The organism is Bacteriovorax stolpii (genome assembly GCF_002872415.1).
Lineage (GTDB): Bacteria > Bdellovibrionota > Bacteriovoracia > Bacteriovoracales > Bacteriovoracaceae > Bacteriovorax > Bacteriovorax stolpii.
This window is the reverse complement of record NZ_CP025704.1, coordinates 557,666-584,036: the sequence shown is the minus strand read 5'-3', so window position 1 is coordinate 584,036 and position 26,371 is coordinate 557,666. Positions and strand designations below refer to the sequence as shown.

Genomic DNA, 26,371 nt, shown 5'->3' with positions numbered 1-26,371 from the left:
TAATTTTACTTCGCTTTAGTAATTTTTACCTGAGTATAAACTTCATCTACTCCGAAACTCACCGGGCTACCAAAACCTACAGTGGCCATCGTGCTAGCGCATCTGTGTTTAATAGCATAAGTTGTTGCTTCGGTAATCGTCACTGATCCCAGGATTTTTGAAGGCTCCATACCACCGGCCACGTTATGGCTTCTGGCATTTGATCCTAAGATCACCATCTCACCAGTTCCCGCATTAACCAGGACAGCTTTGTGAAAACCATCTAAATAAGCTGGAGCTTCAGCTTCAATCACATAAGTTCCTGCTTGAAGCGTGAATTGATTTGAGGCCAGAGAAACAAACGATGTGTCTCCGCTGATATTATTTAAATCGCGAACCTGCTCCCACCCTTTAGATGAGTCACACGATCCGCCGTTAGTGCCATTTGCTTTAACGTCTTTAATGAAGGCAACTTTTGAAACTGCATCTGGAACAATTGAAGCTGGCAGTCTTCCATTTGATCCAATCACCGGGATTTGCCCAGCAGCTGTACCAACGTTAACGGCAATCGTTCCACCGTTACCAGAAATAGTTCCACCAACAATCCCTGCTCCTGCAGTTAAACTGACAAGACCAGGGTCACCTTTTTCACCCTTGTCTCCTTTGTCTCCTTTTTCACCCTGAGCTCCGGCCACTCCTGCTGGTCCCTGCAGACCTTGAAGTCCGGGCTCGCCTCTTTCTCCCTTATCTCCTTTTTCACCTTTTTCTCCAGCGATCCCTTGAAGACCCTGCGGCCCTTGCGGTCCTTGAGGACCAACAGCTCCGTCAGCACCATTGTTACCTTGTGGACCTTGAGGTCCAGTCGCACCAACAGCACCAGCTTCACCACGCTCACCAGCTGGACCAACAGGCCCCTGTGGTCCTTGTGGACCTACTGCTCCTGTTTCACCTTTATCTCCTTTCGGACCTTGAGCACCAACGGCACCGGCATCACCGATTGCACCAGAAGGACCTACTGGACCTTGAGGACCCGTTGCACCTGTATCTCCCTTATCTCCTTTTGGACCTTGAGGACCTACTGCTCCGGCCGCCCCAGTGTCACCCTTTGGTCCTTGCGGACCAACAGCACCTACTGGACCTTGAGCTCCTGTTGCTCCTTTTGGACCAACAGCACCCGTATCACCTTTATCTCCCTTGTCCCCTTTATCACCTTTGGCCCCAGCAACACCAGCTGCCCCCGCAGCTCCTGCTGGACCTTGAGGACCGGCCGGACCAACCATACCAGTTAAACCTCTTTCTCCCTGGTCTCCTTTATCACCTTTGTCTCCTTTGTCTCCCTTATCACCTTTTGAACCTGCTCCACCTGAAGTTAACTTCGAAGCTGTCCAACCTGTCCCATCCCAAACCAGGACATCACCTGCGGCCTGCCCATCTGGAATGTAATCAGTCGGCACCCAAAGCTCTCCATCAAAGCGAAGGATTTGTCCTTTTTCAGAATCTAATTGAGGAAGAGTGATACCTTTGACGTATTTTTCTAGAACTTTAACTGAAGCGTACGCCGTTGCTGGAAAACCTTTTGTCTCTTTTAGGTATAAAGAGATTTTTGAATTTACACGAATGTCTTCCCTCGCGCGGGATCCATCAGAACAAGCGACAAAAGGATAAGTGAAGTTGAAAAAAAATCTTGTGACTTTCGTTTCGTACTTACACTGAACATTATCAAATACTAAATAAACCGTTGAAGGTCCTTCTCTTAATAAACCAGCATTCACCTTAATTGAATCCGGAATTTGAACCGAACCATTAAAGGTTACATTACTCACTTCACCTGACTTACTCGTCATGCGAAGCCACGATTCATCCTTCTTATTGTTCCAGCTCTTTGGGCTAACGATATAATAAGCATAATCATTATTATCGTTATTATTGTGAGCAAAAACAGGAAGCGAAGTCATCGCCAGGGTTACTAACATAGCCGCTGTTTTAAAAGTATTTGTTGTCATGTCAGCATTATAAGGCCTCTTGAACAAATACTGATCAGGACACCCTTTTATATAAAGAATGAACGCGTATCTAAGGAGTTAAAGCGTCTAAATAAAAGCTCATTTTAAAGGCAGGCCTTCTTTTTTTAGTTAAATTTTCAGCTCAAAAAGTTGGCAGATTAGTTGTGTTTAAAGAGAAAATGCTTATTCAAATTTCTCTCATAATCTTCACTGCTTGCTTTGCTCACCACACAGTTCTTTACACTTACCAAGTTCCAATTTAGCGCTTCTTCCACATGGAGTTATAATAAAACCTAAAGATGGAATGAGTATGGATATGGATAGAATAGATAGCAAAGCTAACCTTATATATGAACTTGTTGAAAAGTTCTTGAATAATAAGGCGATTCTTTTAATCGATGATGAGGAAGAGATTAAGCAGTTAATGTCTAATTATCTTATTAAATCGCGAATTGAAGAAGACCGCATTGTCACCGCCTCTGACGGTAAGGAAGCTCTATCTAAAATTCAGAACCAGGATTTTGGTCTTATTATTGTCGACATCGTGATGCCAAGGATGAGCGGACTGCAGCTGATTAAAGAACTCAAGGCGCGAAAGAAATATAAGGACATTCCTATTTTGATTATCTCGGGAACTATCGATGCTGATAATGTAAAGTCAGCTATCTCAATGGGAATTAGCAACATTATTGTCAAACCTTTTACCTACAATATATTCCTCGATAAAATCGGTCGAACCCTAGGGGTTTAAAGCCCATATCAACTGTGCTACTATAACTTCCATGAGTAAAAGTCGTCGCGAAATTCCTATTCCAGCATTCCCCATCATTGAAACCCATTTCCATTTGGATATGCTAAAGACCGCTTCGCGCGAAGATGTTGTTGCAAAAACAGAAACTCATAAAATTGAAAAAATGATAACGATCTCAACTTCTCCTAACAACTTGGATGAAGTGATCGCCATTACAAATACCTTTCCACAGATTTACTGTACACAGGGTCTTCATCCTCATGAAGGAAAAGAATGGAATGATGAGGTGAGAGCTCACGTCATTAGAAATTTAAAAAATCCTGAGAATAAAAAGATCGTTGCTGTTGGCGAAATTGGTCTTGATTATTATTACTCAAAATCTCCTCGCGACGAACAGATCAAAGCTTTTGAGGAGCAATTGCAGATCGCTGTTGATTTCAACCTTCCGGTCGTTATTCATACAAGAGATGCTGATGAAGATACGATTGCTGTCTTAAAAAATTTCTCTACGACATTAAAAAGAAAAGGCGTTATCCATAGTTTCACTTCGGGGTTAAACCTTGCGCAGTTTTGTTTGGATGAAGGATTCTATATCGGCTTTAATGGCATCATCACTTTTAAAAATGCTGAGAACGTCAGAGACGCTTTAAGAATCACTCCCATGGAGCGAGTGCTCTTGGAGACGGACTCTCCTTTCCTAACTCCCGATCCTTACCGTGGAGTGGAAAATGCTCCTTATTACCTGCCTTTTATCGCAGAAAAAATAGCTGAAGTTAAAGGTGTCACTTTAGATGACGTTTTAACTAAAGCTTATAAAAATTCTGTCGATCTGTTTCACTTCTAGATTCATATCCAAGGAGTTCTTATTAAAACATCACTTATGTTAATGGCGTTGACCCTGTTTGCTGGTTGCTCTCTCTTTACTCCAACACCTGAACCAACTGCAAAACCAATGACCTTTCATGATAAGAAGAACTGTTCTCCTAAGGCCTATGAATATATCAACAAAAGAGATGAAGCTCGCGAAAAGAAAATCACTCTGTATGAACACAATCAATTACAAACTCACACCGTCGATTTCTTCCTGGAAAAAGAAAAAGATCTTTTAAGTTGCTCGCAAGGACTTAAAGACAACTATGCCTGTCTGGCAGTAGGAATCAATTCAAACTCTAAACTGGAATTTGTCGATGTGGCCGATGAAGTCAACAAGCTGGATGAAAGTGTAAAAAACTGTCTGGTAAAAAAACTTCAGTCCTACGACTACCGTTCTTTAAAGGCCAAATTTGGGAACAAATTTATCATGCCTTTAAAGATGGCTGCGAAAAAAGATTAGAAAAAAGATTAAAAGAAAGGTTAGTCGACTTCGTAATACTCTTTAATCACCTTGGTGTTGTTAATGACATTGGGATCAGTCGTATCCCCTTTGATCTCTCGCTTAACTTCTTTCAAGGTTTTTAAAGCACTGTCAAACTCGGCCATTTCATCTTCGCGAAACTCATACGTTTCATTAGTGTCAGAATTCTCAAACTTAAAGATAGCCTCATTGTTAATACGTTGTCGCTGAAGCTCAAAAGGCTGAAGCTCTCGCTCTTGTCTTTGTCCAATAATTTTAGATTTTGAAACGGGCTGAAGTTTGCGGTGTCTACTCTCGCCCATGAATTCTTTTTCATGCAGCAGAAGATAAATGGCAAGGGCCATAAAAGCGACAAATGCAGCAATGGAAATGACCTTCATCAAGCCTCCAATAAAAAAGGCCCTCTTTCGAGGGCCCTTTTATTAAAAACTAGTTTTTGTAGAAAGACTATCCAATCGTTGCAATTAAAGAAGCGATTAGAAGCGATACTACTGACATAACTTTAATTAGGATTGCTACACCTGGTCCAGATGTATCTTTGAACGGGTCACCAACAGTGTCACCAACAACAGCAGCTTTGTGTGTGTCAGATCCTTTTGGGTGACCTGGAATTCCACCTTTTTCGATGAACTTTTTAGCGTTATCCCATGCTCCACCAGCATTTGCCATGAATAGAGACATTGTAGCACCTACAGCTAGAGATCCTGCAAGCATACCAGTTAGAGCTTGAGGTCCCATTGCGAAACCAACAACAACTGGAGCTAGAACAGCGATGATACCTGGAAGAATCATTTCTTTTAGAGCTGCAAGAGTTGCGATATCTACGATTTTTGCTGGTTGAGGTTCAGCTTTACCTTCACGAAGACCTGGGATTTCTTTGAACTGACGAGCGATTTCTACTACGATCGCCTGAGCAGCCTTACCTACAGCAGTCATAGTTGTTGAACCAACTAGGAATGGAAGGATTGATCCGATAAGAATCCCTAGAAGAACTCCAGAAGAAGTTAACTCTAGTGACATCTTAGCAAGACCAGCAGTTTCTCTTACGTGGTTTACTTCCATTGTGAAAGCAGAGAAAAGTGCAAGAACTGTTAGGATAGCAGATCCGATAGCGAATCCTTTTCCGATAGCAGCAGTAGTGTTACCTACAGCATCTAGTTCATCTGTAATATCACGAGTTGCTTTTCCAAGACCTGACATTTCAGAAATACCACCAGCGTTGTCAGCGATTGGCCCGTAAGCATCAACTGTCATTACAACAGCTGTACCAGCAAGCATACCAACAGCAGAAAGAGCGATACCGTATAGACCTAAGTATCTGTCAGCGATGTACGCTGCAGCTACAACAAGAAGCATTGGGATTGCAGTTGATTCCATACCAACAGCTAGACCTCTAATAACACCTGTACCAGCTCCAGTTTTAGCAGCTTCTGCTGTCAGACGAATTGGTTTACCAGCAGTGTAGTACTCAGTGATCAGACCGATGAACATACCAGAGAATGCACCAGCAGCTAGAGCTACAGTTACACCTTGAGAAATTCCAAACATTGGAACAAGTACGTATGAAGCAATTGTTAAAATGATTGGTGGAACAATTAGAGCGTTTCTTAAAACCGTTGCTGGCTTTGAGTTTTTAAACATACGAGCAAGGAAGATTACCGCGATAGAGATAACCATTCCTAGAGCTGAAAGAAGAAGAGGAAGAGCAACACCCGCCATGCGAGCGGCTACTTCATCAGCAGTTGATACAAGATTTGTTAAACTTGCAGCCGGGATTGTAAGAGCGATTGCCATTGCTGCAACGATTGCTGCAACCATAGATTCATAAATATCAGCTCCCATACCTGCTACGTCACCAACGTTGTCACCAACGTTATCTGCAATTACACCTGGGTTACGTGGATCATCTTCAGGAATGTTTTCGACAACTTTACCTGCGATATCAGCACCAACGTCAGCAGCTTTTGTATAGATACCACCACCGATACGAGCAAATAGCGCGATTGATGAAGCCCCTACTGCGAAAGCGTGAAGGATTGTTGAAAGATCAGCAGAGTCTTTGAATACAACGTAGATAACTCCTAGACCAACAAGTCCAAGAGAAGCTACTGCAAGACCCATAACCGCACCACCATCAAGAGCAACTAGAAGTGCTGCTGCTTTTGATCCAGTTGAAGCTGCTTGAGTTGTACGAACGTTAGCGTATGTCGCTGCTTTCATCCCAGCAAAACCTGCTAGAAGAGAAAGGAAAGCTCCAACGATGAATGAAACAGACGAAACTGCTCCAAGACCGAAATAAAGAGCCGCTGCAACTACCACACAGTAGATTGCAAGAACTTTGTACTCACGAACTAAGAAGGCCATTGATCCTTCACGTACGTAAGATGCGATTCTTTCCATTGTTTCGTTTCCACCTGGCTGTGATTTTACTCGGAAGTAAAAAAACGCGGCGATTAATAAACCAAAAACCCCAACGTAGATCGGAGAATTGATCAGTGTGCTACTGAACATTGCTGTACCCCATGTTTGAAATAAGTAATAAAATTCGAATACTTAGAATTACCCTAAGCGACAAAAACCGTCAAGAATTTGTATTTTCTTTTGCCCGTGTTCGCAGTGAGTAAAGATGTTGAATCTATGTAGGAATGACCAATAAAAAGGCCCTCTTTCGAGGGCCTTTTTATTATTTAAGAAGTTTTTCTACTAGAATTTGTGACTGTTGGTCTTTAAGCGCCGCTGGCGAGTTGTGAGGGTAAAGGACAAGGGCCCTCATATTCCCTAGACCTCTTCTCATCGACACGTGCTCAAGATCGTTTGCACCTACTGTTACCACTTCTGGCATATCGTAGAACGCCAGAGAGTTCTCAGCAAGGTTCAGTGATTGCCACTTCTCTCCATGGTTAGCTAAGAAGTCATCACCTTTTGAATCGGCTTCTAAGTGAGTTACCGAAAGCTTGATTCCTACTTTTCCGTTTTTCCCTTTAGCAATCTTAGAAAGATCAGCTTCTACAACTGCAACGTTTGAGTGGTTGTAGAATTTCATTTCACGGGCATCAAGGATGGCCGGAAGGTAGTTTTCTTGAGTGTTCGCTGGGTCCATTTCAAACGCCATACGAAGGTTTCTTGCCATCTCTGCATCTAGAAGAAGAGAAGCGAAGATATCAGCTGTGATCCCACTTACATAGTTAGCTTTGATTGCCAGAAGCTCCTGGTCAGCGATTCCATCGTTGTTGGCATCAATCTGAAGAGAGATGTCACATGGCTGCCAGAAAGTCATAGCATCGTATAACTTCACCCCAACTTGAAGAACTTTTGTTGTTTGTCCTTTGTCAGTTTTTTCGATAATACGAATCCCTGCTGCCTCAAGGTCACATAGAGTTGAAGCTGACATATTGTTTGGATTTAATACCGTCTTTCTCTCATCTGTTCCCAGAAGGTTGAAGATAAGAGCATCACCAGAAGACTTAGCTGAATTTGTCAGCGTCACTTTTACTTCTGATCCGTTTCTATCTACTTTCGAGTCAGTTTGAGTCACAAGGTCTGAAGCCTTGATGTCACTTACTTTGTTAAGTACTGCAAGGAATGGAAGAGAAACTTTTGATCCATCGTCTGCGTTTGTTAAGATCACAAATCCGTCTGCTTCAATGTTGTTTTGAGCAGCGTTTTCACGAGCAAGAGTGAAGCTTACTGTAAAAGTAAGTGAGCTCTTTGCCTTAACTTTTAGAGCGCTTTGCAGAGACACTTTAATGTTCTTGCTGTTGATCGCTCTTGTAGAGAATAGAACATCTTTATCAGATGAGTTTGTTAATGTTACTTTCTTCGACACAGTCTTTGTTGAAGCTACTGGAACTTCTCCAAGAGAAAGAGTCGCTGGCATTGCTAAAACTTTCGCTTTAAGAGCTTCTTCAACCTGAACGCGTCCAGCACCTTGACGAGAAACTGCTACGTGAGCACCGTTTGCCATCATGATTTTAGCTGTGTTTAGGATGCGAGCTTTTAGTTCCTGAACTGAAGCTTTCGGGAAAGCTTGTCTCATAAGGGCCATAACACCAGCAAGGTGTGGTCCTGACATAGATGTTCCTGAGAACTGAACTGATTCAGCACCTGTACCAAAAGCAGCCGAGATAACGTTTGCCCCTGGACCAGAAATTTCTGGCTTAATTAAAGAGTCGATTGAACGAGGCCCTCGAGACGAGAAGTTTGTCATCGTATCGATAAGGTCGTCACGGTTAATGATTTGTCCTGGAGAGAAGTTAAATACTACTTCTGATTTTTTCGCTAGAGCAGCTTTAATCGCGTCCCCTAGAGATTTTGTAACCATAACAGCTGGGAAGTCATACTTTCCTTCAGATCCCATCGCAATTGGAGCACCATCAACGTTGTTAACCATAACAACACCTGAAGCACCAAGAGCTTTAGCTACCTGGAATTTTTGTTCAAATGAAATAGCCCCACGGTCCATAAGAGCGATGCGCCCTTTAACCTGAGTTTTTACTTCTTCAGAAATCGCTTCCACACCTGTTCCGATGTGAACAAGAGCACCACTTACTTTGCTTGAATCAGCTGGGATCGTTCCGTTCCCTTCTACTTTCTCAACTAATTTCGAAGCTCCTTCGATTGACACTTCAACCGCTGGAACAGCGATGTTTTGTGGCATGTAATCGATTGAAGCAGCCACAGAGATTGCCTCATCAGAAGTTGCCGGAGCACCTGTGATATATGGGTTGTCTCCTGAGTTACCAGCTGAAGCTACTACGATAGTTCCTGCTTTTGTCAGGTTCTTGATCGCTTCAGTGTAAAGGATTTTTGGTTTACCGAATCCACCACCAAGAGAAAGGTTAACGACATCAAGACGGTTTGTTGGTTCGATTTTTTCACTTGGGTCAGCAGCGTATTCCAGGGCCTGGATAACGGCGATATCAGACGTGCTTCCTTCTTTACCGAAAACTTTTAGAGCGTATAGTGCTGCTTCTGGAGCTACACCTGAGTATGAAACAATGTTGTCACCGATACCAGCAACTGAGCCGGCAACGTGTGAACCGTGTCCACTTTCATCAATTGGGTTTTCATCGCGCACTGGAACTTGTTGTTCAAGAGAAGCTCCACCTGCAGAGTATTTTGATCCTACGAAGTCAGCTCCACCAACAACTTTCGCGTTCGGGAAGAAATCATTTGGTGCTGAAGGATCGATTGAATCGTAAGTTTCTTTTTTACCAGTCCCACCAAGCATCGCGTGAGTGTAGTCGATACCTGTATCGATAACCCCTACTCTCATCTTCTGACCAGAGATCCCCATCTTGTGAGCTTTATCAGCACCGATGAATGATACAGAGTTTTTATCTTTTAGGCTTTCGATTGCAGCCGTGACTTTCTTCTCAAGACCTACAGTTTGTGGTCTAGCGAAGTTTGTGTTCTGGATAAGTTTGTTTACGCCTTCGATCCCTTCGATCTGGCCGGCCACTTCACTTGGAGCTACGAAAGCTACCGCGTTTAGAACCATCTTATATGTCGCCACGATTTTAATATCTGGTGAAATATCTTTTAGTTTTGAGATAACTTCTTCTTGTTCATCAAGAATTGCTTTTTTTAGCTCTTCATCGATAACAGGTTTACCATCAACTGTCTGCGCTTCAGCTAAAAGTGCTGGATGAGATAATTGAACGATCCCCACATATTGTGTTGGAGTCTGTTGTCTCATGCTGAAATATTTGCTGGCGATTAAATCCAGTGATGATTGATTAGAATTCTTCGGTGCACATGATGCAAGTAGCGCCAAAGACAGAAGTAATGATGCTGAATATTTCATAAGTTCCCCTTGCTCTTAAATAAGCGAAAGGGACTATATCGTATAAAAAATTGATGTCAAAAAAATGTCGCTGATATTTACTCAAAGTTGAGATTTTTAAGTTTTGGGGCCCTAAATGTTGTAAAAATCACCACAAGGAGTGTCATTGTGCCACCAAAAATCACCGAAGGAACTACCCCCATAATCTTTGCGGCCGCCCCTGACTCAAATGCACCAATCTCATTGGATGAACCAATAAACACAGAGTTAACTGCAGAGACCTTTCCCTTCATATCTGGAGGTACAAGCGTCTGCATAATAGTCCCGCGAACAACCACAGAGATGTTATCGCAAGCCCCACTTACAGCGAGAATGAAAACTGAAAGATAAAAGTTTTTTGAGAGTGCAAAAATAATCATGCACACACCAAAACCAAACACAGCAAAAAGCAATTTCTTTCCCGTGTTTTTTACAGGAGGCCAATAAATATTAATCGCGGCCATAATGAATGAGCCAGCACTTGGCGCCGCTTTTAAAAAGCCCAGACCTTGAGGACCAACTTTTAAAATATCATTGGCAAAAATCGGAAGAAGAGCAACAGCTCCACCAAATAAAACTGCAAATAGATCCAGTGAAAGGGCACCTAAAAAAACCTGATTCTTAAAAACGTAAGAGATCCCTTCTTTAATTGAATCAAGCATTGGTGCACGCTTTTCTTTGGTCATCAAGTGAGGTTTTGGCGAAATAAAACTAAATGAAATAATTCCGCAAAGAACCAATACGCTCACGACCAGATAAGCATCATAGCGAATGTAAGCGAATAAGAACCCACTCACTCCTGCTCCCAACATATAAGCAATCTGCCAGATCGTAGAGCTCCACGAAGTAGAGTTGACGTAATTGTCTCTCGGCACACACTCAGTAAGAATAGAAAACATTGAAGGAGAAAGTGTTCCGCGGGCAAGACCCGTTATCGCAATCACCACATAAAAGAGTGAGAGCTGTTGGTTGTTGTCGGGAACCATGTGAGTGATGGTATAAAGACCAACACCACTTAACATCACGACAAAAAGACATGAGATAACAATTTTCTTTCGGTCGTAGATGTCGGCATAATGGCCGGCAAATAAAGTCACCGCAAAATTCGGCAGAATTTCCACCAGTCCAATCATCCCCAGTGACATAGGGTCTTTAGTAATCTCGTAGACGTGCCAGCCGATACTTACCACCTCAATTTGCAGGGCAATCGCCAGGAAGATCCTGGTTAAAATGTAGAATCGGTAATCGGGGTATCTAAGGGCCGCGTACGGGTCTTTTTTAGTTAGAATCGGGGTATTCATATGAGTATTTCCGCCCACTTAGCAGGCTCTTTGAGAATTTGCTATACTGTATATTAGCCAAGGCTTTTGATCCAGTACAATTTTTAACATAAGCCGTCCTTACGCCGATACGACTAGCATGAGCAAAATGGGGAATAACTTTTTTTCAGTTTCTTTCGATCTGATTTTATTGGATAAAACGATTCCCTATGATCTTTACGTAAACTCTTCGGCCTCTTCAGAGCGTGAACGTTTTGTTCGCATCTATCCAAAAAACGACATATTAAGTTTAGACGACCTGAAGCTCTTTAAGAAAAAATACTTCCAGCTCTACGTGCATGAATTTCAGCGCGAAGACTATTTAAAGAGTTTAATTCAAATCAGCGGCGTTGCTGATACGACGAAAACAGAAGTTATTAAATCATCAGCGATTCACTACCTCGATAAACTCTTTGATAAAGATAAAGAGTTTACTACAGAGCTTCTTTCAGAAACTATTTCTGAGTGTAAAGTGGCGGTTGAATCAATGGTAGACGTCATTAAAGACTACGACGTTTCAAAGCTTCAAGGGCTGATTGCTTCTTTAAGCTTCCATGACTTTTACACTTACGATCACTCTATTAACGTTTCAATGTATTGTATCTCTCTTTATAGAGCGGCAAAACCCAATGCCACAAAAGATGAAATCGTTATGGCCGGTCTCGGCGGTCTTCTTCACGATATTGGTAAAATTAAAATCTCTACCGACATCATCAATAAGCCAGAGAAACTTTCAGACGAAGAATTTAATATCATTAAAACTCACCCTGCCTTCGGGTTTGAACTGCTTGCAGAAAATCCATGTGACTGCGAGGGTGTGGACTTCAACATCATTAAACGTGTTGTGTACGAACACCATGAAAATTTCAATGGTAGTGGTTACCCGAGAAAACTCTCTGGTGCAGACATTCACCTGCTTGCCCGTGTCACCGCGATTGCCGATTTCTTCGATGCCATTACGACCAAAAGAACTTATCACGAAGTGCTCTCAACTGAAGATGCCATCGCTGTTATGGCCAAAACAGTCGGAAAAAAACTCGACCCACAACTCTTTGAAATTTTCACAAAAAGTGTGAAACAGTTAGTCCTTAATGGAAAATTAAACAAAGAGCTTCCAGAAGACTTTGATCCATGTCAGCCACAAAACGTTTTACCTTTTAGAACCCCAAGAGGATATAAGGTAGAAGGATTCGGTGCTGGAGATAAGCCTCAGTCATTCGGGAAAATCAAAAAGAAAGTCGGATAGAATGCGCAAGCACTCCCTAGATATCCATTCCCTTAATCAATTCTTCAACTTGTGATTTTGTATTGAAAACGTGGAAAGAAAGACGAATGTTCCCTTGACGAACAGACACGTCGATATTGCGCTCTTTGAATTCTTTTTCAAGCGCAATACTGTCTCCACTCACTGACTTCATACACACGATATTTCCCATGTGATCAAGAGGTGTAACCAGGTTGTATTTCTTCTTTGGGTAATTCGCTAGGAAGTAGTCTCTGATTTCAGCATTGTATTTTCTGATGTTCGAAAGACCGATTTCCTGAAGGAAACTTAAACTTCCTTCCAGGCATCCAGAACACAGAAGGTTTGCCGCCTGTCCTCTGTCATACTGACGAGCACCCGGAAGTGTTTCAGTTGTATAGTCCAGCAGGTTGTAAACTTGTTTTGAGTTCGGGCTTAGAATCCAGTTAGCATTTAAGTGATAGATTGAATCCTGTGCTTTCTGACTAAAATAAGCAAAGGCATGTCCGTAAGGCCCAAGCATCCACTTGTATGAAGAAACAGTCAGGACATCAATGTATGAAAGTTCTTCTGTTGTGATCTCCATTCCCCCAAGGGCCTGAGTGGCATCAACAACAAAAAGAATGTCTTTTGATTTTAGGAATTTTCCGATTGATACCAGGTCCATCTTCTTACCAGTATCAAACGTCACATATGACATGTTAAAAATTTTCGTTTGAGGCTTAAGGTTTCTCTCTAGCCACTCCGGAGTGGGAACCACTTCACTTCCAAGATCAATCATATCGAAAGTAAACTTTCCATGTCTTTGGGCCAGCATCCACGGCAGGATGTTGGATGGATAATCTTTGTTGATCGCTGCTACCCTATCTCCACTTTCGAAGACAAAGCCGTTGGCGATAATATTGATAACATCAGATGAAGATGTTGAATGAGTAATCATGTCTGGAGACACTTGAATAAGCTCAGCAAACTTCACACGAAGTTTTTCTGAAATACTCATCCAGTCATCATAAGCATAGAACGACGGATCTAATTCGCGGTTCATTGCTTTCGTGATGGTTTCTTTCGCACGAATAGGACTAGGCCCGAAATAGGCTGAGTTAAAATAAAGTGTTTTTAAATGTGCGTACTCTTGATCGATTAAGTTTCTGGTGGCCGCGTCCATGGTGCCGCCCTTTCTTACTTCGTCGCTGGCGTAGTTGCAGGCGCCGTCGTTTCTGGTGCAGCTGGTGCCGTTGTTGTTGGCGCTGGAGCTGTTGTTGCATCAGAGTTTAGTGGACGAGACACTGGAGCTTCAGAATCCAGGATTGATTTTTGGAATTTTGAATCCTGAAGACGAGCTAGGTAGATTGAGTTAGCAAGGAACAAGAACGCTAGAACACCAGTGATCTTTGTCATGATGTTACCGCGAGTTGAACTCGACATGATTGATTCAGAACCAGCAGCAGTCATTAATCCCGCTTCAGCACCTTTACCGAATTGAAGTAAAACAGTGATGATAAGAAGAACTGAGATAATTGCTTGAAGTACCATTAATGCTGTAGTCATGAACTTTTGTCCTTAAAAAAATAAATGTCTTAAATAGATAACAAAATTGCCGTGTTTTTCCAATTATTTTAAGCGTTTTGGCTAGATTACACTAGCACTTGTACACAGTTGCTTGAAATCCTTCGCCTTTAGACTCGCCCCGCCAACAAGAGCACCATCAATATTCTCTTTTCTTAGCAATGAGTCAATATTGTCTGGCTTCACTGAGCCCCCGTAAAGAATGATGGTCTGCTCAGCATTTTGAGTGAGTTTCCCTCTAATGAAGGCGTGAACTTCTTCGGCCTGCTCAGCTGTTGCTACTTTTCCAGTCCCAATGGCCCACACTGGTTCATAAGCAATTAAGAGTAAGTGCGCTTTATCTGCCGGAACATTTTTTAATCCAACAGCAAGTTGTTCTTCGATGACTTTGAATGTCGTATTTGATTCGCGCTCTTCAAGTGTTTCACCTACACAGTAAATCACTTTTAAATTGTGCTTCAGAGCTGCCAGAACTTTTTGATTTAAGATTTCATTGTCTTCTTTAAAAATAGTACGTCTTTCAGAGTGTCCGATGATGACAAACTCAACTCCGATATCTGCAAGAGCTGCCGGAGAAATTTCTCCTGTGAACGCACCAGAATCAGCATATGAACAGTTTTGTGCTCCCACTTGAATAGCTCCAGTAGTGAAAGCGATTTCTTTTAGAATAGGAATATGCAGGGACTGAGGAGCAATCCACGCTTTACACTTAAGCTCCATTTTCATTGCAGTCATCTGAATAAAAAACTCGCTGATCTCATGCAGAGTTTGATTCATCTTCCAGTTTCCAACAATGTGAATTTCGCGCTTCTTCATAATAATTCCTAAGTAAAAATGTAATACTAAGTGATAACCCAAATAGTACCAAAAAACTAGACAAAGCAAATTTATTAATCAGATAATTTTAGCCATGACAGCAGAAGAAATCCACAAGCAGATTGTTTTGCCCGCGATCGCAAAAGCTGAGCGCGAAATTCCCAATCTCAACTTCAAAAGCTTCAACGACACGACTCCACTGTATGGGCCACCCGGCGCAGTGCTGGATTCGCTCAATTTAGTAAGTTTTGTTTTCCTGCTGGAAAACTTCATTGAAGGTCAGTTCAAGAAAAAAATTGAAATCACTACGGCCGATGTTCTCAACGGAGACAGACCGCCCTTTGCCAACTCTCTGGCCCTGAGCGAGTTTCTCGCGGAAAAATTAAAGTAAATGGAAGAGCTATACAACAGCTGGAAGCATTCATCTAAAATCTTCAATATTTCCGAGAGTGGGAAAAAGACTTACGCCGATTTTTTCAACGATCTGGAAAAAAGCCGTGAGCACCTGAAAAAGACCTTCGCCCATACACAACTTTTTGTTTTAGAAGCTTCGAACGATTACCAAACCTACGTTAAGTTTGTTTCATGCCTGCTGGAAAAGCACTGCGTGTTTATGTCGGCAACTTATCAGTTTGTCGATCCAGAATTCCGGATACTTTTAGAAAATGAAACTCAATCGAGTTTTATCTATATCGCTGCAGAGGAAAGCTTTAATGACATTTCAAATGCCAGTGCGACTAAAAATCCTATTATTCTCCAAGCTATCCAAGATAAGCTCTCTCCTTTTTTAGTCAGAACATCCGGGACGTCTGGAAATAAATTTAAATTTATCTGCCATAGTGCTGAAGCTTTCGTTAGAAAGTATCTCCAGGTTCAAAATCATTTTCAAACAACCATGGCCTTTTCTCCTGCTGATACGATCGCAGGGATTGAAACGTTAATGGAAGCGATTACTCATCAAAATACTCTGGTGAGCGATAGAGAAAAAATGACTCCGTTAAAGGTTTCAGAGTTGATTGAAAAAGAGCAGATTGATTATTTTCAAACAACACCTAGTTTTCTTAACTTAATGCTGATCTCTAAGGCCTTTAGTCAAGAAAAGATGAAAATGCTAAAGAAGATTGCTTATGGTTCTGAGCCCGCACTTTCATCTTCTTTGCTCGCAATAAAAGAAGCTCTTCCTCATATTGAATTCAAACATACTTATGGAATGAGCGAGATTGGAATCCTCTCAACTACGACTGATCAAAACGATCCTGCACGCTTTAAATTCAATCAAGACATTAATGACTTTAAGATTGAAGAAGGTGCTCTCTTTATTAAAACAGAAACCCGAATGCTGGGTTATCTCAATTACGTCAATCAAGCGCCGGGTTGGTTTAAAACAGGCGACGCAGCCGAGCTCGATGGCGATGGCCATATCAAGATCCTTGGCCGCACGGATGATCTCATCAATCTGGCCGGAAGGAAGTTTTACCCTTATGAAGTAGAAGACCTGCTCATACGTATTGAAGGCGCAGAAGATATCAGTGTGACGGCAGAGAAAAATGCACTTATTGGAAGTGTGATTGTCGCCAAGTTTTTACTTGCCGCGGATTACGATGAACAAGATTTTAGAGAAAGACTTAAAGTCTTTTGTGAAACTCAACTTCCAAGTTTTATGTGCCCACATAAGATTTTAGTCACACGCGAGCCTTTTATCACTTCTCGTTTTAAAAAGGACAGAAAGATATGATGTATTCGACTGTCCAATTTATTTTTTATACGGCCTTTGTTCTCCTCATCCTCTACTACACTCCGAGGAGATTTAAACTCTGGTGTGTTTTTCTGGCCAGTATAATCTGGTATTTAAACTGGGGCGCTCTTTGGTTTAGTATCTTTGCAGGGATTATCATTTTAAATATTGGAATACTTTTCTTGTTTAAAAAGCGCTCGGATAAAAAGCTTTTCCCCTATCTTGTCGGACTAAATGTTTTTATTTTTGTCCTTTTGAAAGTCCTTCCCGAGTTCATACGTTTCAGGACTCCTTACGGCACCAGCTTTTTTATGCTGATTCTTTTAGGGATGATTATTGATTACTGGAGAGAAGAAACACCAATTCAAAAAGAAGATATTCTTCCTGCGATGGTCATGCCTTTATTTTTTCCTGTATTAATGGCCGGCCCTATTGAGCGCAGGAAGCATTTTTTTCCTCAATTAAAAACAATTCCACCTTTTTCATTAAATAACCTGGTCGATGGTATTCTTATTTTCAGCATTGGGTACTTAAAGAAATTTCTGATTGTTGATCCGTATAGCAGATCAGTTTTAAGTAGCAGTGGAATAGATAATTTTATTTACCAGGGATTGCTCGATACATTTATCACTTACGTTTTATTTTGCAGCTACAGTGAAATGGGAAGAGGTTGTGCCAAGGCGATGGGAATTGACCTGGCCATCAGCTTTAGACCATTTTATTACGCTAAAAACCCCAATGAATTCTGGCAGCGCTGGAACATCACGCTGGGAACATGGATGCGAGACTACGTCACTTTTCCGGCGATGTTTAAATGGGGGCGAAAAATCAATCCTGATTTCATCATCCTTTTTTCTTTTCTCTTAATGGGATTGTGGCACGGGATTGGATTAAATTGGTTATGCTTTGGTCTCTTAAACGGACTGGCCATTTATGCTTTTAATGTTTCACAGAGAAAATGGTCTTTGCCTGGGATCGGAGTCTTCTTATCTGTCTCTATATGGGTTGGGAACGGTCTTTTTCAACACAAAGACTTCTGGCACAGGATGACTCGCTCTTTTGAACTGATTCCTGAATTAAGAGTCCACGACATCAACTTGTCCTTATTTTTAGGGGCCATAGGCCTATTATTTGTTTTTGAATTCATTCAGGAAAAGAAAAATAAAAGTGATTTTTTTACCAGCTGGTCTCTGTGGATTAAGCTAACCATTGCTGTTCTTGTTCTCTTTTATTTTGGATGGAAACTTGACGACAACTCTCTTATTCAGACTTTTGACCTGCCACCTGTCTACTTTAGGATTTAAAGTTTCTAAATCGCCTGATGCATTCTTCGACGTGCAAAAAATCTTCGTGGTGGAAATCTGTGATAAAAAACTCGTATCCATAATCGCTATACTTCTTTAAAAGCCCTGCGCACTCATCGTAGCTTCCCACTATAAAAGGTGCCGAGGTCCAGAAGTTTTTCATCGCTGTTAAATTAAAATCATCTCTTTCTTCCGGGTTCCTCTGCAGATAATCCTTCATCCACTGGCTCCAGGAAGTCTCGTGTCCTCCTAAGACCATATCAAAAAGCATCTGCCCTTTTCTATCTTGTGGGTAAAGCTTCTGCATGCTGGCCTGTGCTTCTTCATTAGTGGCCCTGGCACAAATCCCCAGCAAGAGTCCTTGACCTTTCCCTTCACTTTTTTTCATTTCACTTAGAGGCTTGATACCTTTTACGTAGTTGCCCGACAGTTCTGACGTTGCGGCCACCCCAGAATAAAACAATTCAACATCATCCTTTAAAGGAGGAAATAACTTTGCGTCTGTCACTTGGTAGTATTGGCCTTGAAAACGGCCTGTTGTTTTCTCTTTAAAGAAGTCTTTAAGAACATTTGAAAAATCTTTTAGACGAGAAAAGCGTTCAGCAAAACTTAGTTCATCATGAAGAGCGCTCATTTCATTTGGGAATGACCCCGGTATCATATTGAGGGCCATTGGCCTTGCATAAAAATCCTGTAGTGATGCAAGTTTCTTCACAATGTGAAAAGGATGCTGATGAAGTGGATTCACTGCAATCAATGGATGAAATTCAGGGTTTTTCTCCATTGCCCTTTGGGCCACAATCCATGGATCAAGGCGCTTATCACCTGCTGTAATGAGGGTGTACTTAAAAAATTCTTTTTTCGTTTTCCCGACATAATGATCAAGCTGTGAATGAAATCCTTTTTCATCACGACGGTCATTTGATGGGGCGACATTAATAAAAAAAGTTTTTGTCATTCATTCACCTAATTATGTTGAGCAAGGATCTTCGTCATTTCATCACCGAGCCATTCGCCATAAAGCCTGTAGCCATAAGATGTTAAATGGGCCCTATCCCACCACATATTCCCATTTTTGATATGATCGTCGCGATTTAGGTATGGGTTGGGATTTAAGACAATTAATCCAAACTCTCGCGTCCAGCGATCAGTCATTTCCTTTTCTTTTAAAGAAGTCTGCTCTTCCATTGCCTTGTTAAAAAACAGCAGATCGAGCTTTACCTCACTATTAGTTCTCATAAAGCTCTCGGGATTCTTTTGAAGTGAAAGATAAATGGGAGTGACTCCCATTGGAGTGACTTCTTTCAAAAGTTTCTTAAACCCGCGGTCCTGATCTGGAATAACTGAAAAATCTGTATTTTTTGTCAGAAGAAGATAATTAATTTTTTCTTCCTGCACTTTCTTTAAAATGCGCTTGCGATCTGCTCTATATGAAAACTGATCGATTGAAAAATTGATGCTTTCAAGATTATAGCGATCCTTAACTGACTCATAAATTCTTTTATGGGCCACATTCATAAAACCATCACCTGGATGAGTGACTCCACTGCTATAACTAAAACTCGCCCCAACTAAACCAATTTTTACCGTAGGCTTGCCATTATCAAGGGCCTTAATCGCTCCACGTTCTTTGATTGACCCGCACTTTTCATTAAAACAGTAAAAGTAGCTTGGCTCAAATTTTGATTCACCAAACCTCGCAACAAAGGAATGAATGTCAGAACTCTTCCCACCCCAGGCCTCATACCAGGCCTTAAAAACCCTGTAGCGTCCAACCTCAAAATCGTAGTCTTCTTCGGCCAAAGATATTCCTCTAATCCTTCGAGTCGCGAGCTTCTTGTCACTCCAGTCACTTTCAAGCCTTGAGAAATAAAGGTAGTCAAAGGCGAGCCATAGACCACCAAGAAAAAAGATAAAGGATGTACAAATGGCAAATGACTTTGAATAATGGATACCTCTGATTTTTTTTACAACAAAAGCTATGATTAAAGCTCCCGCTAAAATAATGAAGAAGTGACCAATGAAATGTTTTTCATAATCACGGTTGTTTTCAAGAGAAGTCCCAATCTTAATTCCTGAAACATCCAATGCTTCAATATTCGAGACAAAGGCCCCGCGCATTCCGGTTTTAAAACCAAACTGGGCCCACTGGAAATGGTCATTCTGAATGACACCTGCTTTTTGCCCATCGACAAAAAGAGTGATGCCTTCTTCACTTTCTTGCACTTTTACTCGAACTTTTCCGGAGGTCGGAAGATCAATATGAAATGCCTGCACAGTTAAAAAATCTCCTTCACGCTTGCTGTGATAAGACATTGAAGGAAAAAGCGAGCTGCGGCTTAAACGGAAAGCTGTCAGGTTCTGATCAGTGACGTTAAAGATCACATCAAGGTAAGAATTTAGCGGGATTGAAGCATCAAAGCTTAGAGATGAAAGTTGGACGGCCTGGACTGAATTAATTTCATTGGCGCCATAACCAGCTCTCAAATTCAACTGATTGCCCGCAACGTTCGAGCGCGAAAGTGCTGAGCCGGTAGAGCCCATCATGTTCGACGTAATCATTTTGCTTTTTAGGTTATACCAGTAGGGATTGTTAACCATGTAGGTCTGCGAGATATGCAGCGACTTCGTCCATGCCCAGGCAGCAAAAAACACACACAGAATTCCTGTGAGCCAGTAATTATGAAAAATGTCTTTTAACTTTTTCACAAAACTCTCCGCTTTGTCTTTTTTGCGCTGATAGTATTAAATACTTCTCCAGCTCTTTATTCATTTCATCACTCAAAACTGGTCTTTGAATTTTTCCAGATCTTGCGAGAGCGAAAGAATCTTCAATATATTTTTCGATGTTTTTCACATCGCCAAAATAGTGAATCAACTTTATTCTTTGAGCTTCGGTCACATCAATTTTATCACCGTTTGTTGAAAGATGTTCAAATTCTCTCTCTCCTATTTTGCTTTTTAAAATAGGAGTAATGATTCCCGGGATAAGCCCCCATTTTTTCTCCGGTAAAGAAAACTGAGAAAATTGATCGCTTACCACCACATCACTCGCGGCCACGAGCCCCATTCCTCCACCAGAAACCTGTCCCTGCACCTGGCAAATAACTGGCACGCGGCATTTTAAAATCTGCTGGTACATGCTTTTAATTTTGGCCATGTCTTGCAAATTTTCTTGGGCACTTAATTCACAGGCGCGCTTCATCCAGTTCAAATCTGCACCTGTGCAAAAGTTTTTCCCTTCTGCGCTAAGAAGAATTGCTTTAGCTGATGATGGGACATGAGAAAAAGCACTTGCAATTTCCTCTGTCATGTCTGCATCGTAACAATTTCCTTTTTCAGGATTATTCAAGGTAATGAAGTAAATATCATTTTCTTGGTGAGTTAAAACGTTTTTCATAATCACCAGGTTAAAAGGGCCATTTCAATTGTAAGCCCAGGGCCCATGGTAATCATGATGCCGTAATCCCCTTTTTTAACACTTCCTTCATTCAGCAGTTCCTGATAGCTAAAAAGAAAACTTCCACTGGAAATGTTGCCGTAGTTTTTTAGAATCGTGCGCGTGTGGCGAAGATCCGATTTCTTAAATCCTAGCTTCTCTTCGATGCCATCAAGAATGCTGGCGCCCCCCGAGTGAACAATCCAATGGGAGATATCTTCTTTTTTTAAGTTAAAACGCTCTAAAAGAGTAGTCAGTGGCCTCTCAACTTCTCGGGCCAGAAACTTTGGAGTCTCTTTTCCGATAAAAAAGCGGTAGCGGTTTTTCTCTTCGTCCCAATCAAAGCGAAGCATTGGAAGTGAGTCCGGGATTAAGTAACTTTCAAATCCTAAGATCGAAGCTTTTCCACTCTCTTCTTTTTGTTCAACTAAAGCGACGGCCACACCATCTCCAAAGAGGCTATTGACTAATGCCGTGCTCTCGCTGTCATCTAAAGTGTAGATCGACGAACAAAGCTCACAACAAATGAGTAAGGCCTTTTTTTCTGGATTAGTATTCACCCAGCTCGCAACTGCATTTAAACCGTTTAATCCGGCATTGCAGCCCATGCCGACGATGTCGAGTCTCTGAGTATTGTTTCTGAATTTTAATGGTTCTAAAATAAGTGCAGAAAGTCCTGGAACAAGAAAGCCGGTTGAAGTCACACAACAAATATAATCAATGTCTGAAGGACTTAGACCTTTTTGTTTTAAGGCCCTCTCAACAGCGACGCCGATAAGTTCAATCGCATTTTTTTTAAACTTCTCACGAAGGTTAAATGCAGACTCTTCAGCGAAATTGTTTTTAGATAAGGTCAGGTAGCGGCTTTCAATGTGTTCGTGTTTAAAGAAGCGTTTTGATTTCTCACTCGTCACATTCATAAGAGTGGCAATTTCATTCTGAGAGAACTTATTTTGGGGATGTGATAAACCGAGTGAAAGAATTTTAGGAGTGGACCTATGCATTGCCTTTTACCAGAATGTCGTTGTGTTCTAAATATGAAACAACTAATTCTGCTAAAAGGCAATAATAAGACTAATCAATACCGAATTTAAGAGCTTGAATACCAGGAAGAGTCCCGTTTTCAATATACTCAAGAGAGGCCCCGCCACCTGTAGAGATGTGAGACATTTTGCTCGCAAGACCTGACTGGTTGACAGCATTAACTGAGTCTCCACCGCCTACAAGAGTGAAAGCGTCTTTTAGCTCAGATAATGTTTTTGCAATTCCTAGTGTTCCTTTTGCGTATGCTTTGTTTTCAAAAAGACCCATTGGACCATTCCATAGAACAGTCTTAGCGTTTCTTAAATAATCATTGTAGTTAACGATTGTCGATGGCCCAATATCCAGACCAATCAGATCGCCTTCGATGTTTGTTTGGCCAACATCAACCGGCTCTCCACCAAAAGTTAATGAGCACAGGTGATCACTTGGAAGAACAATCTTATTTTTAGACGGCATACCAAGAATTCTTTTTGCTAAAGTGACATCTTCGTCGGAACAAAGTGACTTACCGACAGTGTGACCTTGAGCTTTTAAGAACGGATAGGCCATCGCTCCACCGATTAAAAGCTTATCAACAGAAATCAGAAGCGCTTCGATGATCTTGATCTTGTCACTTACTTTTGCTCCACCAACAACAGCAACGAAAGGCTTCTTAGGGTCTTTTACGATGCGGTCCAGAGACTCAACTTCGCGCTTTAAAAGAAGTCCGCCGTAAGCTTTGTTCTTGAAGAACGCATTGATCTCGTAAGTTGAAGCGTGCTTTCTGTGAGCGGCACCAAAAGCATCGAACACAAAAACGTCTCCGTAAGTTGAAAGCTGACGAGCGAATTCACGGTCGTTGCCTTCTTCCTCTGGATGGAAACGAAGGTTTTGAAGCAGGATGATTTTTGATTCGTTAAGGCCCAGAAGAGTTTTGATTCCACGGTCAAGTGCCGTTTCAGTCAATGTCACTTCCATTCCCAGTTTTTCAGCAAGGCATTTTGCCACTGGCTCAAGTGAATATTGCATATCCACTTTTCCTTTTGGTCTACCGAAGTGACTCATCAGGATGACTTTTTTTGCCCCGGCCTCAAGGATAGCTTTGATCGTCGGGATCGCTTCATCGATTCTTGTCGTGTCAGCAATCACCGCTCCATCTTTTTTATCCATTGGAACGTTGAAATCAAATCTCGCCAGGACTTTTTTGTCCTTAGCGAGTGTTTTAAAACTTTCTTCAGTAATAAATTTTAAGGCCATGGATTATAGTCCTTTTGAACCGATGAACTTAACAAGGTCAAGAACACGGTTTGAGAATCCTGCTTCGTTATCGTACCAAGAGACAACTTTTACAGTGTTTCCAATCACGTTAGTTAAAGAAGCATCTAAACATGAAGAGTGTCTCATTCCCATAAAGTCTACTGAAACAAGTTCTTCTGTTTCATAACGTAGAATTCCTTTGAGTGATGTTTCACTTGCTTCTTTTAGAGCAGCGTTGATTTCTGCTGCACTTGCCGGCTTCTTAAGAGTTGCAACGAAGTCTGTTAGAGAAACGTTTGGAGTTGGAACGCGGAAAGAGTATCCATCCAGTTTCCCTTTTAGTTCAGGAATGATTTCTCCTACAGTCTTAGCTGCTCCTGTTGTCGTTGGAATAATCGACATTGCAGCTGCACGAGCGCGACGAGGATCAGAGTGTGATCCATCAAGAAGCATTTGATCAGATGTGTATGAGTGAACAGTTGTCATGAATCCAGTTTCAATTCCAAATTTTTCGTTAAGAACTTTTACAATCGGAGCCAGACAGTTTGTTGTACAAGATGCATTTGAGATCACGTGGTGTTTTCCCGCATCGTAAATGTTGTGGTTAACACCCATTACGAAAGTTGCATCAAGTCCTTTCCCGGGAGCACACATAATAACTTTTTTAACAGTTCCGTGCATGTGTTTTGAAAGACCTTCTTTATCTTTGAATACACCTGTTGAATCGATAACAACTTGAACTCCAAGATCTCCCCAAGGAATTTCTGATGGATCTTTTTGAGAGTAGAACTTTAGAAGTTTACCGTTAACACTCAGGCTATCACCTTCAAGATGAACATCACCTTGAAATGGTCCGTGAACTGAATCATATTTTAAAAGGTGAACGTATTGTTCTGCTTTACCTGGGTTGTTAACTGCAACGATTTCGAATTCAGATTCATTGCGGTTGAAAAACTCGCGTAAAACAGTTCTTCCGATGCGTCCCATTCCGTTAATACCAACTTTAATTTTAGTCATAAAAACTCCATGAAATATGTAGGCGTATAAAGCGAAAATTCGTCAATTTTTTATACTTGTAGAGAGTGTAGTGTAAAAGGTCAATGGAAGTTTTGACAGAAGTTTTTGAGAGGAAAATTAGACCTGAAAAACGCACCGGGCCGTACCCGGTGATTAAGCATGATTTATTTAAATAATGCGGGGCTTTCGCCCCGGAAATTGACTGAAATACTTCGATTAACGAGACAGAGAGCGCCCGATAGACTCAAAGAGCTCTTTAATCCACGAGAAGAACGACTTGAAAAGGCCTCTGGCCGTGTCGTTGATTGACGTTTGAGGCTTCGAATCGACAACGACATCTCCTCCTCTTTCTTCATTTTTCTTTTCATCTGAAACATTAGGTTCGCTCTCAGCGAACTGAAGCTTTTTGTCGACCCCTTTGGAAATAAGAAGCCTTTCAACAATTCTCTCAAGCGGAGCCCCAAGCCCTGCGTCGACATTGTTCATAACAGTAGAAGTCCCTCCCGGGTGCCATGAATATCTAGGAGTCTTGGCCTTGTTGCAGACTTGCCCACGATAAAGGCCAGTTGGCTCAGCAAGAACCATAGCTATTGTCGTGTTGTTTTGTGGAGCTTGTTTTTTAAAATCAACGGCCCCTGTTCCCAGCTGCCCGGCAGTGGTAATCGGAGTTGTTGCTAAAATGTCACTATTCCAAGGAATACTTCCTCCGTGCAATCCTTTAGCTTCAGGGTCACTCCCATAAGGTGGTACTGGTGTAATATAAGCTAAATTAGGAGTGCTTCTTTCTCTTTCGCAATAAATCTCTGCTTCGCTGGCACTGTATTCATATTCATCGCAAAGACCAAGAGTGTGCATATACTCGTGCAACATTGCCCGCGAGCTCGTCCCCGTTGTAATGACCGGCACTCCTCCACCAACAGAACTTGACCCACCCCATTTACTCATATTTTTTACAATCATCGCCTGATCACCACCACGCCTGGCCGCTTGGGCCTGAATGCTGTCAGAATTTTTACAAGTCACCAGACGGTCAATTCCCAGAGAACTTCCGCAATCCAACTCCTCAGGAGAGACGCGAACGATTTCTACTTCCACATCAAACTTGTTGAAGGGGTAAGTTGATTTCATCATCTCTGCGACTTCTTCTGATTTTTTTGTTATTGTTTCATCAGTGTAAATGACATACTTGTAAGCATGCACTGATTGGGTCATCCCCATAACAAAAGTTGCTAATGCGATTTGTTTAAAATTCTTTTTCATAACTACCACTTTATTTTTTGCATTTCGTAAGTCTTTTTATCTTCAAGCGATTCAATTTTATATTTTGTAATTGTTCCCATTTCTTTAGAGACCGGGAATTTTACAATACGCGAGTTTGCATCTTGAGTGATCTTTGTTTTCTTAATCGCCCCTGGGTCCTTTTTATCAGTGAAGCCTTCGTGAAAAACCATTGGATTTAAATAAACACGCTTGTCGTAAACAAGTTTATCTTCAGCGTTGTAGAGCCTAATAATGAAATTAGCATTCTCTTCATAGCGACCATTGTCACAGAACTCATCTTCTTTCATAAAAGCGCCATCGAGCACTGGTGGTGCTTTTTGTGCGATCTTAAAAATAGCGCTCATGCTCTTTCCACAAATTCCTAATTCTTTCTTTAGCTCTTGCCCAAAAGAAGTTTCAGAATTAAAAAGAACAACCGATAAAAATGTGATTAAATACATTAGTTTTGACATGAAAATCT

Annotated in this window: 23 protein-coding genes; 7 read left to right on the top strand and 16 right to left on the bottom strand. The window is 41.5% G+C overall.

All coding sequences use genetic code 11. The features are described 5' to 3' along the window. Window positions 1-5: 5 nt before the first annotated feature. On the bottom strand, window positions 6-1,982 hold the full coding sequence (locus C0V70_RS02720; RefSeq protein ID WP_102242330.1) for a collagen-like domain-containing protein: 1,977 nt from the start codon (window positions 1,980-1,982) through the stop codon (window positions 6-8). A gap of 316 nt (window positions 1,983-2,298) precedes the next feature. Here C0V70_RS02720 and C0V70_RS02715 point away from each other — a divergent pair, with 316 nt between their 5' ends. Genes C0V70_RS02715 through C0V70_RS02705 form a run of 3 tightly spaced genes read left to right on the top strand, consistent with a single transcriptional unit; the run spans window position 2,299 to window position 4,066 of the window. After that, window positions 2,299-2,733, top strand: a complete 435-nt coding sequence (locus tag C0V70_RS02715) for a response regulator (RefSeq protein ID WP_158649537.1) — start codon at window positions 2,299-2,301, stop codon at window positions 2,731-2,733. A gap of 31 nt (window positions 2,734-2,764) precedes the next feature. Then, on the top strand, window positions 2,765-3,577 hold the full coding sequence (locus C0V70_RS02710) for a TatD family hydrolase (RefSeq protein WP_102242328.1): 813 nt from the start codon (window positions 2,765-2,767) through the stop codon (window positions 3,575-3,577). Between the two features lie 36 nt (window positions 3,578-3,613). Next, entirely contained in the window at window positions 3,614-4,066 is a 453-nt protein-coding gene (locus C0V70_RS02705; protein WP_102242327.1) for a hypothetical protein, read from the top strand. A gap of 20 nt (window positions 4,067-4,086) precedes the next feature. On the opposite strand, the gene C0V70_RS02700 is transcribed toward C0V70_RS02705, so the two are convergent. The 4 genes from C0V70_RS02700 to C0V70_RS02685 all read right to left on the bottom strand — a co-directional run bounded on the left by C0V70_RS02700 (window position 4,087) and on the right by C0V70_RS02685 (window position 11,212). Continuing rightward, the gene (locus C0V70_RS02700; RefSeq protein ID WP_102242326.1) at window positions 4,087-4,467 is read right to left on the bottom strand and encodes a hypothetical protein; all 381 of its coding nucleotides are present in this window, start codon (window positions 4,465-4,467) and stop codon (window positions 4,087-4,089) included. A 67-nt stretch (window positions 4,468-4,534) separates the two neighbouring features. Beyond that, window positions 4,535-6,598, bottom strand: a complete 2,064-nt coding sequence (locus C0V70_RS02695) for a sodium-translocating pyrophosphatase (protein ID WP_102242325.1) — start codon at window positions 6,596-6,598, stop codon at window positions 4,535-4,537. 172 nt (window positions 6,599-6,770) lie between these two features. Continuing rightward, a complete protein-coding gene (locus tag C0V70_RS02690) occupies window positions 6,771-9,893 on the bottom strand; it encodes a S8 family serine peptidase (RefSeq protein WP_102242324.1) in 3,123 nt (1,040 codons plus the stop codon). Window positions 9,894-9,970: 77 nt separating this feature from the next. Next, window positions 9,971-11,212 (bottom strand): MFS transporter, encoded by a 1,242-nt coding sequence (locus tag C0V70_RS02685; protein ID WP_102245439.1) that lies wholly within the window; start codon window positions 11,210-11,212, stop codon window positions 9,971-9,973. A gap of 118 nt (window positions 11,213-11,330) precedes the next feature. On the opposite strand from C0V70_RS02685, the gene C0V70_RS02680 reads away from it, so the two are divergent. Next, a complete protein-coding gene (locus C0V70_RS02680; protein WP_102242323.1) occupies window positions 11,331-12,476 on the top strand; it encodes an HD-GYP domain-containing protein in 1,146 nt (381 codons plus the stop codon). A 16-nt stretch (window positions 12,477-12,492) separates the two neighbouring features. Here C0V70_RS02680 and C0V70_RS02675 read toward each other — a convergent pair whose 3' ends face one another. The 3 genes from C0V70_RS02675 to tpiA all read right to left on the bottom strand — a co-directional run bounded on the left by C0V70_RS02675 (window position 12,493) and on the right by tpiA (window position 14,855). Further along, a complete protein-coding gene (locus C0V70_RS02675; RefSeq protein WP_102242322.1) occupies window positions 12,493-13,638 on the bottom strand; it encodes an aminotransferase class V-fold PLP-dependent enzyme in 1,146 nt (381 codons plus the stop codon). Between the two features lie 14 nt (window positions 13,639-13,652). Then, a complete protein-coding gene (gene secG / locus C0V70_RS02670; protein ID WP_102242321.1) occupies window positions 13,653-14,021 on the bottom strand; it encodes a preprotein translocase subunit SecG in 369 nt (122 codons plus the stop codon). Window positions 14,022-14,102: 81 nt separating this feature from the next. After that, on the bottom strand, window positions 14,103-14,855 hold the full coding sequence (gene tpiA, locus C0V70_RS02665; RefSeq protein ID WP_102242320.1) for a triose-phosphate isomerase: 753 nt from the start codon (window positions 14,853-14,855) through the stop codon (window positions 14,103-14,105). A gap of 94 nt (window positions 14,856-14,949) precedes the next feature. Here tpiA and C0V70_RS02660 point away from each other — a divergent pair, with 94 nt between their 5' ends. From C0V70_RS02660 to C0V70_RS02650, 3 genes are read left to right on the top strand one after another with little or no spacing between them, the layout of a single operon-like run. Beyond that, entirely contained in the window at window positions 14,950-15,246 is a 297-nt protein-coding gene (locus C0V70_RS02660) for a hypothetical protein (RefSeq protein WP_102242319.1), read from the top strand. After that, window positions 15,247-16,590, top strand: a complete 1,344-nt coding sequence (locus C0V70_RS02655) for an AMP-binding protein (protein WP_102242318.1) — start codon at window positions 15,247-15,249, stop codon at window positions 16,588-16,590. After that, complete coding sequence (locus tag C0V70_RS02650) at window positions 16,587-17,894, top strand: MBOAT family O-acyltransferase (RefSeq protein ID WP_102242317.1); 1,308 nt, start codon at window positions 16,587-16,589, stop codon at window positions 17,892-17,894. Before C0V70_RS02655 ends, C0V70_RS02650 begins: the two co-directional genes overlap by 4 nt. Here the strand turns inward: C0V70_RS02650 and C0V70_RS02645 are convergent. From C0V70_RS02645 to C0V70_RS02610, 8 genes are all read right to left on the bottom strand, one after another. After that, complete coding sequence (locus C0V70_RS02645; protein WP_102242316.1) at window positions 17,884-18,852, bottom strand: LLM class flavin-dependent oxidoreductase; 969 nt, start codon at window positions 18,850-18,852, stop codon at window positions 17,884-17,886. The genes C0V70_RS02650 and C0V70_RS02645 overlap by 11 nt on opposite strands. Window positions 18,853-18,860: 8 nt before the next feature. Then, a complete protein-coding gene (locus tag C0V70_RS02640) occupies window positions 18,861-20,603 on the bottom strand; it encodes a hypothetical protein (protein ID WP_102242315.1) in 1,743 nt (580 codons plus the stop codon). Further along, entirely contained in the window at window positions 20,575-21,294 is a 720-nt protein-coding gene (locus tag C0V70_RS02635; RefSeq protein ID WP_102242314.1) for an enoyl-CoA hydratase-related protein, read from the bottom strand. Before C0V70_RS02635 ends, C0V70_RS02640 begins: the two co-directional genes overlap by 29 nt. 2 nt (window positions 21,295-21,296) lie before the next feature. Further along, window positions 21,297-22,337, bottom strand: a complete 1,041-nt coding sequence (locus tag C0V70_RS02630) for a type III polyketide synthase (protein WP_102242313.1) — start codon at window positions 22,335-22,337, stop codon at window positions 21,297-21,299. Window positions 22,338-22,407: 70 nt separating this feature from the next. Continuing rightward, window positions 22,408-23,613 (bottom strand): phosphoglycerate kinase, encoded by a 1,206-nt coding sequence (locus tag C0V70_RS02625; protein WP_102242312.1) that lies wholly within the window; start codon window positions 23,611-23,613, stop codon window positions 22,408-22,410. Window positions 23,614-23,616: 3 nt separating this feature from the next. Continuing rightward, window positions 23,617-24,630 (bottom strand): type I glyceraldehyde-3-phosphate dehydrogenase, encoded by a 1,014-nt coding sequence (gene gap / locus C0V70_RS02620; RefSeq protein ID WP_102242311.1) that lies wholly within the window; start codon window positions 24,628-24,630, stop codon window positions 23,617-23,619. A gap of 216 nt (window positions 24,631-24,846) precedes the next feature. Beyond that, complete coding sequence (locus C0V70_RS02615; protein ID WP_102242310.1) at window positions 24,847-25,890, bottom strand: hypothetical protein; 1,044 nt, start codon at window positions 25,888-25,890, stop codon at window positions 24,847-24,849. Window positions 25,891-25,892: 2 nt separating this feature from the next. Next, the gene (locus C0V70_RS02610; RefSeq protein WP_102242309.1) at window positions 25,893-26,363 is read right to left on the bottom strand and encodes a hypothetical protein; all 471 of its coding nucleotides are present in this window, start codon (window positions 26,361-26,363) and stop codon (window positions 25,893-25,895) included. Window positions 26,364-26,371: the final 8 nt, after the last annotated feature.

Excerpts from the sequence above, each read along its gene's own strand:
- C0V70_RS02650 (WP_102242317.1), top strand. The coding sequence starts at position 16,587 with ATGATGTATTCGACTGTCCAATTTATTTTTTATACGGCCTTTGTTCTC.
- tpiA (WP_102242320.1), bottom strand. The coding sequence starts at position 14,855 with ATGAAGAAGCGCGAAATTCACATTGTTGGAAACTGGAAGATGAATCAA.
- C0V70_RS02695 (WP_102242325.1), bottom strand. The coding sequence starts at position 6,598 with ATGTTCAGTAGCACACTGATCAATTCTCCGATCTACGTTGGGGTTTTT.
- C0V70_RS02675 (WP_102242322.1), bottom strand. The coding sequence starts at position 13,638 with ATGGACGCGGCCACCAGAAACTTAATCGATCAAGAGTACGCACATTTA.
- C0V70_RS02615 (WP_102242310.1), bottom strand. The coding sequence starts at position 25,890 with ATGAAAAAGAATTTTAAACAAATCGCATTAGCAACTTTTGTTATGGGG.
- C0V70_RS02700 (WP_102242326.1), bottom strand. The coding sequence starts at position 4,467 with ATGAAGGTCATTTCCATTGCTGCATTTGTCGCTTTTATGGCCCTTGCC.
- C0V70_RS02655 (WP_102242318.1), top strand. The coding sequence starts at position 15,247 with ATGGAAGAGCTATACAACAGCTGGAAGCATTCATCTAAAATCTTCAAT.
- C0V70_RS02625 (WP_102242312.1), bottom strand. The coding sequence starts at position 23,613 with ATGGCCTTAAAATTTATTACTGAAGAAAGTTTTAAAACACTCGCTAAG.
- C0V70_RS02705 (WP_102242327.1), top strand. The coding sequence starts at position 3,614 with ATGTTAATGGCGTTGACCCTGTTTGCTGGTTGCTCTCTCTTTACTCCA.
- gap (WP_102242311.1), bottom strand. The coding sequence starts at position 24,630 with ATGACTAAAATTAAAGTTGGTATTAACGGAATGGGACGCATCGGAAGA.
- C0V70_RS02690 (WP_102242324.1), bottom strand. The coding sequence starts at position 9,893 with ATGAAATATTCAGCATCATTACTTCTGTCTTTGGCGCTACTTGCATCA.
- C0V70_RS02610 (WP_102242309.1), bottom strand. The coding sequence starts at position 26,363 with ATGTCAAAACTAATGTATTTAATCACATTTTTATCGGTTGTTCTTTTT.
- C0V70_RS02720 (WP_102242330.1), bottom strand. The coding sequence starts at position 1,982 with ATGACAACAAATACTTTTAAAACAGCGGCTATGTTAGTAACCCTGGCG.
- C0V70_RS02645 (WP_102242316.1), bottom strand. The coding sequence starts at position 18,852 with ATGACAAAAACTTTTTTTATTAATGTCGCCCCATCAAATGACCGTCGT.
- C0V70_RS02635 (WP_102242314.1), bottom strand. The coding sequence starts at position 21,294 with ATGAAAAACGTTTTAACTCACCAAGAAAATGATATTTACTTCATTACC.
- secG (WP_102242321.1), bottom strand. The coding sequence starts at position 14,021 with ATGACTACAGCATTAATGGTACTTCAAGCAATTATCTCAGTTCTTCTT.
- C0V70_RS02660 (WP_102242319.1), top strand. The coding sequence starts at position 14,950 with ATGACAGCAGAAGAAATCCACAAGCAGATTGTTTTGCCCGCGATCGCA.
- C0V70_RS02715 (WP_158649537.1), top strand. The coding sequence starts at position 2,299 with ATGGATAGAATAGATAGCAAAGCTAACCTTATATATGAACTTGTTGAA.
- C0V70_RS02630 (WP_102242313.1), bottom strand. The coding sequence starts at position 22,337 with ATGCATAGGTCCACTCCTAAAATTCTTTCACTCGGTTTATCACATCCC.
- C0V70_RS02685 (WP_102245439.1), bottom strand. The coding sequence starts at position 11,212 with ATGAATACCCCGATTCTAACTAAAAAAGACCCGTACGCGGCCCTTAGA.
- C0V70_RS02680 (WP_102242323.1), top strand. The coding sequence starts at position 11,331 with ATGAGCAAAATGGGGAATAACTTTTTTTCAGTTTCTTTCGATCTGATT.
- C0V70_RS02710 (WP_102242328.1), top strand. The coding sequence starts at position 2,765 with ATGAGTAAAAGTCGTCGCGAAATTCCTATTCCAGCATTCCCCATCATT.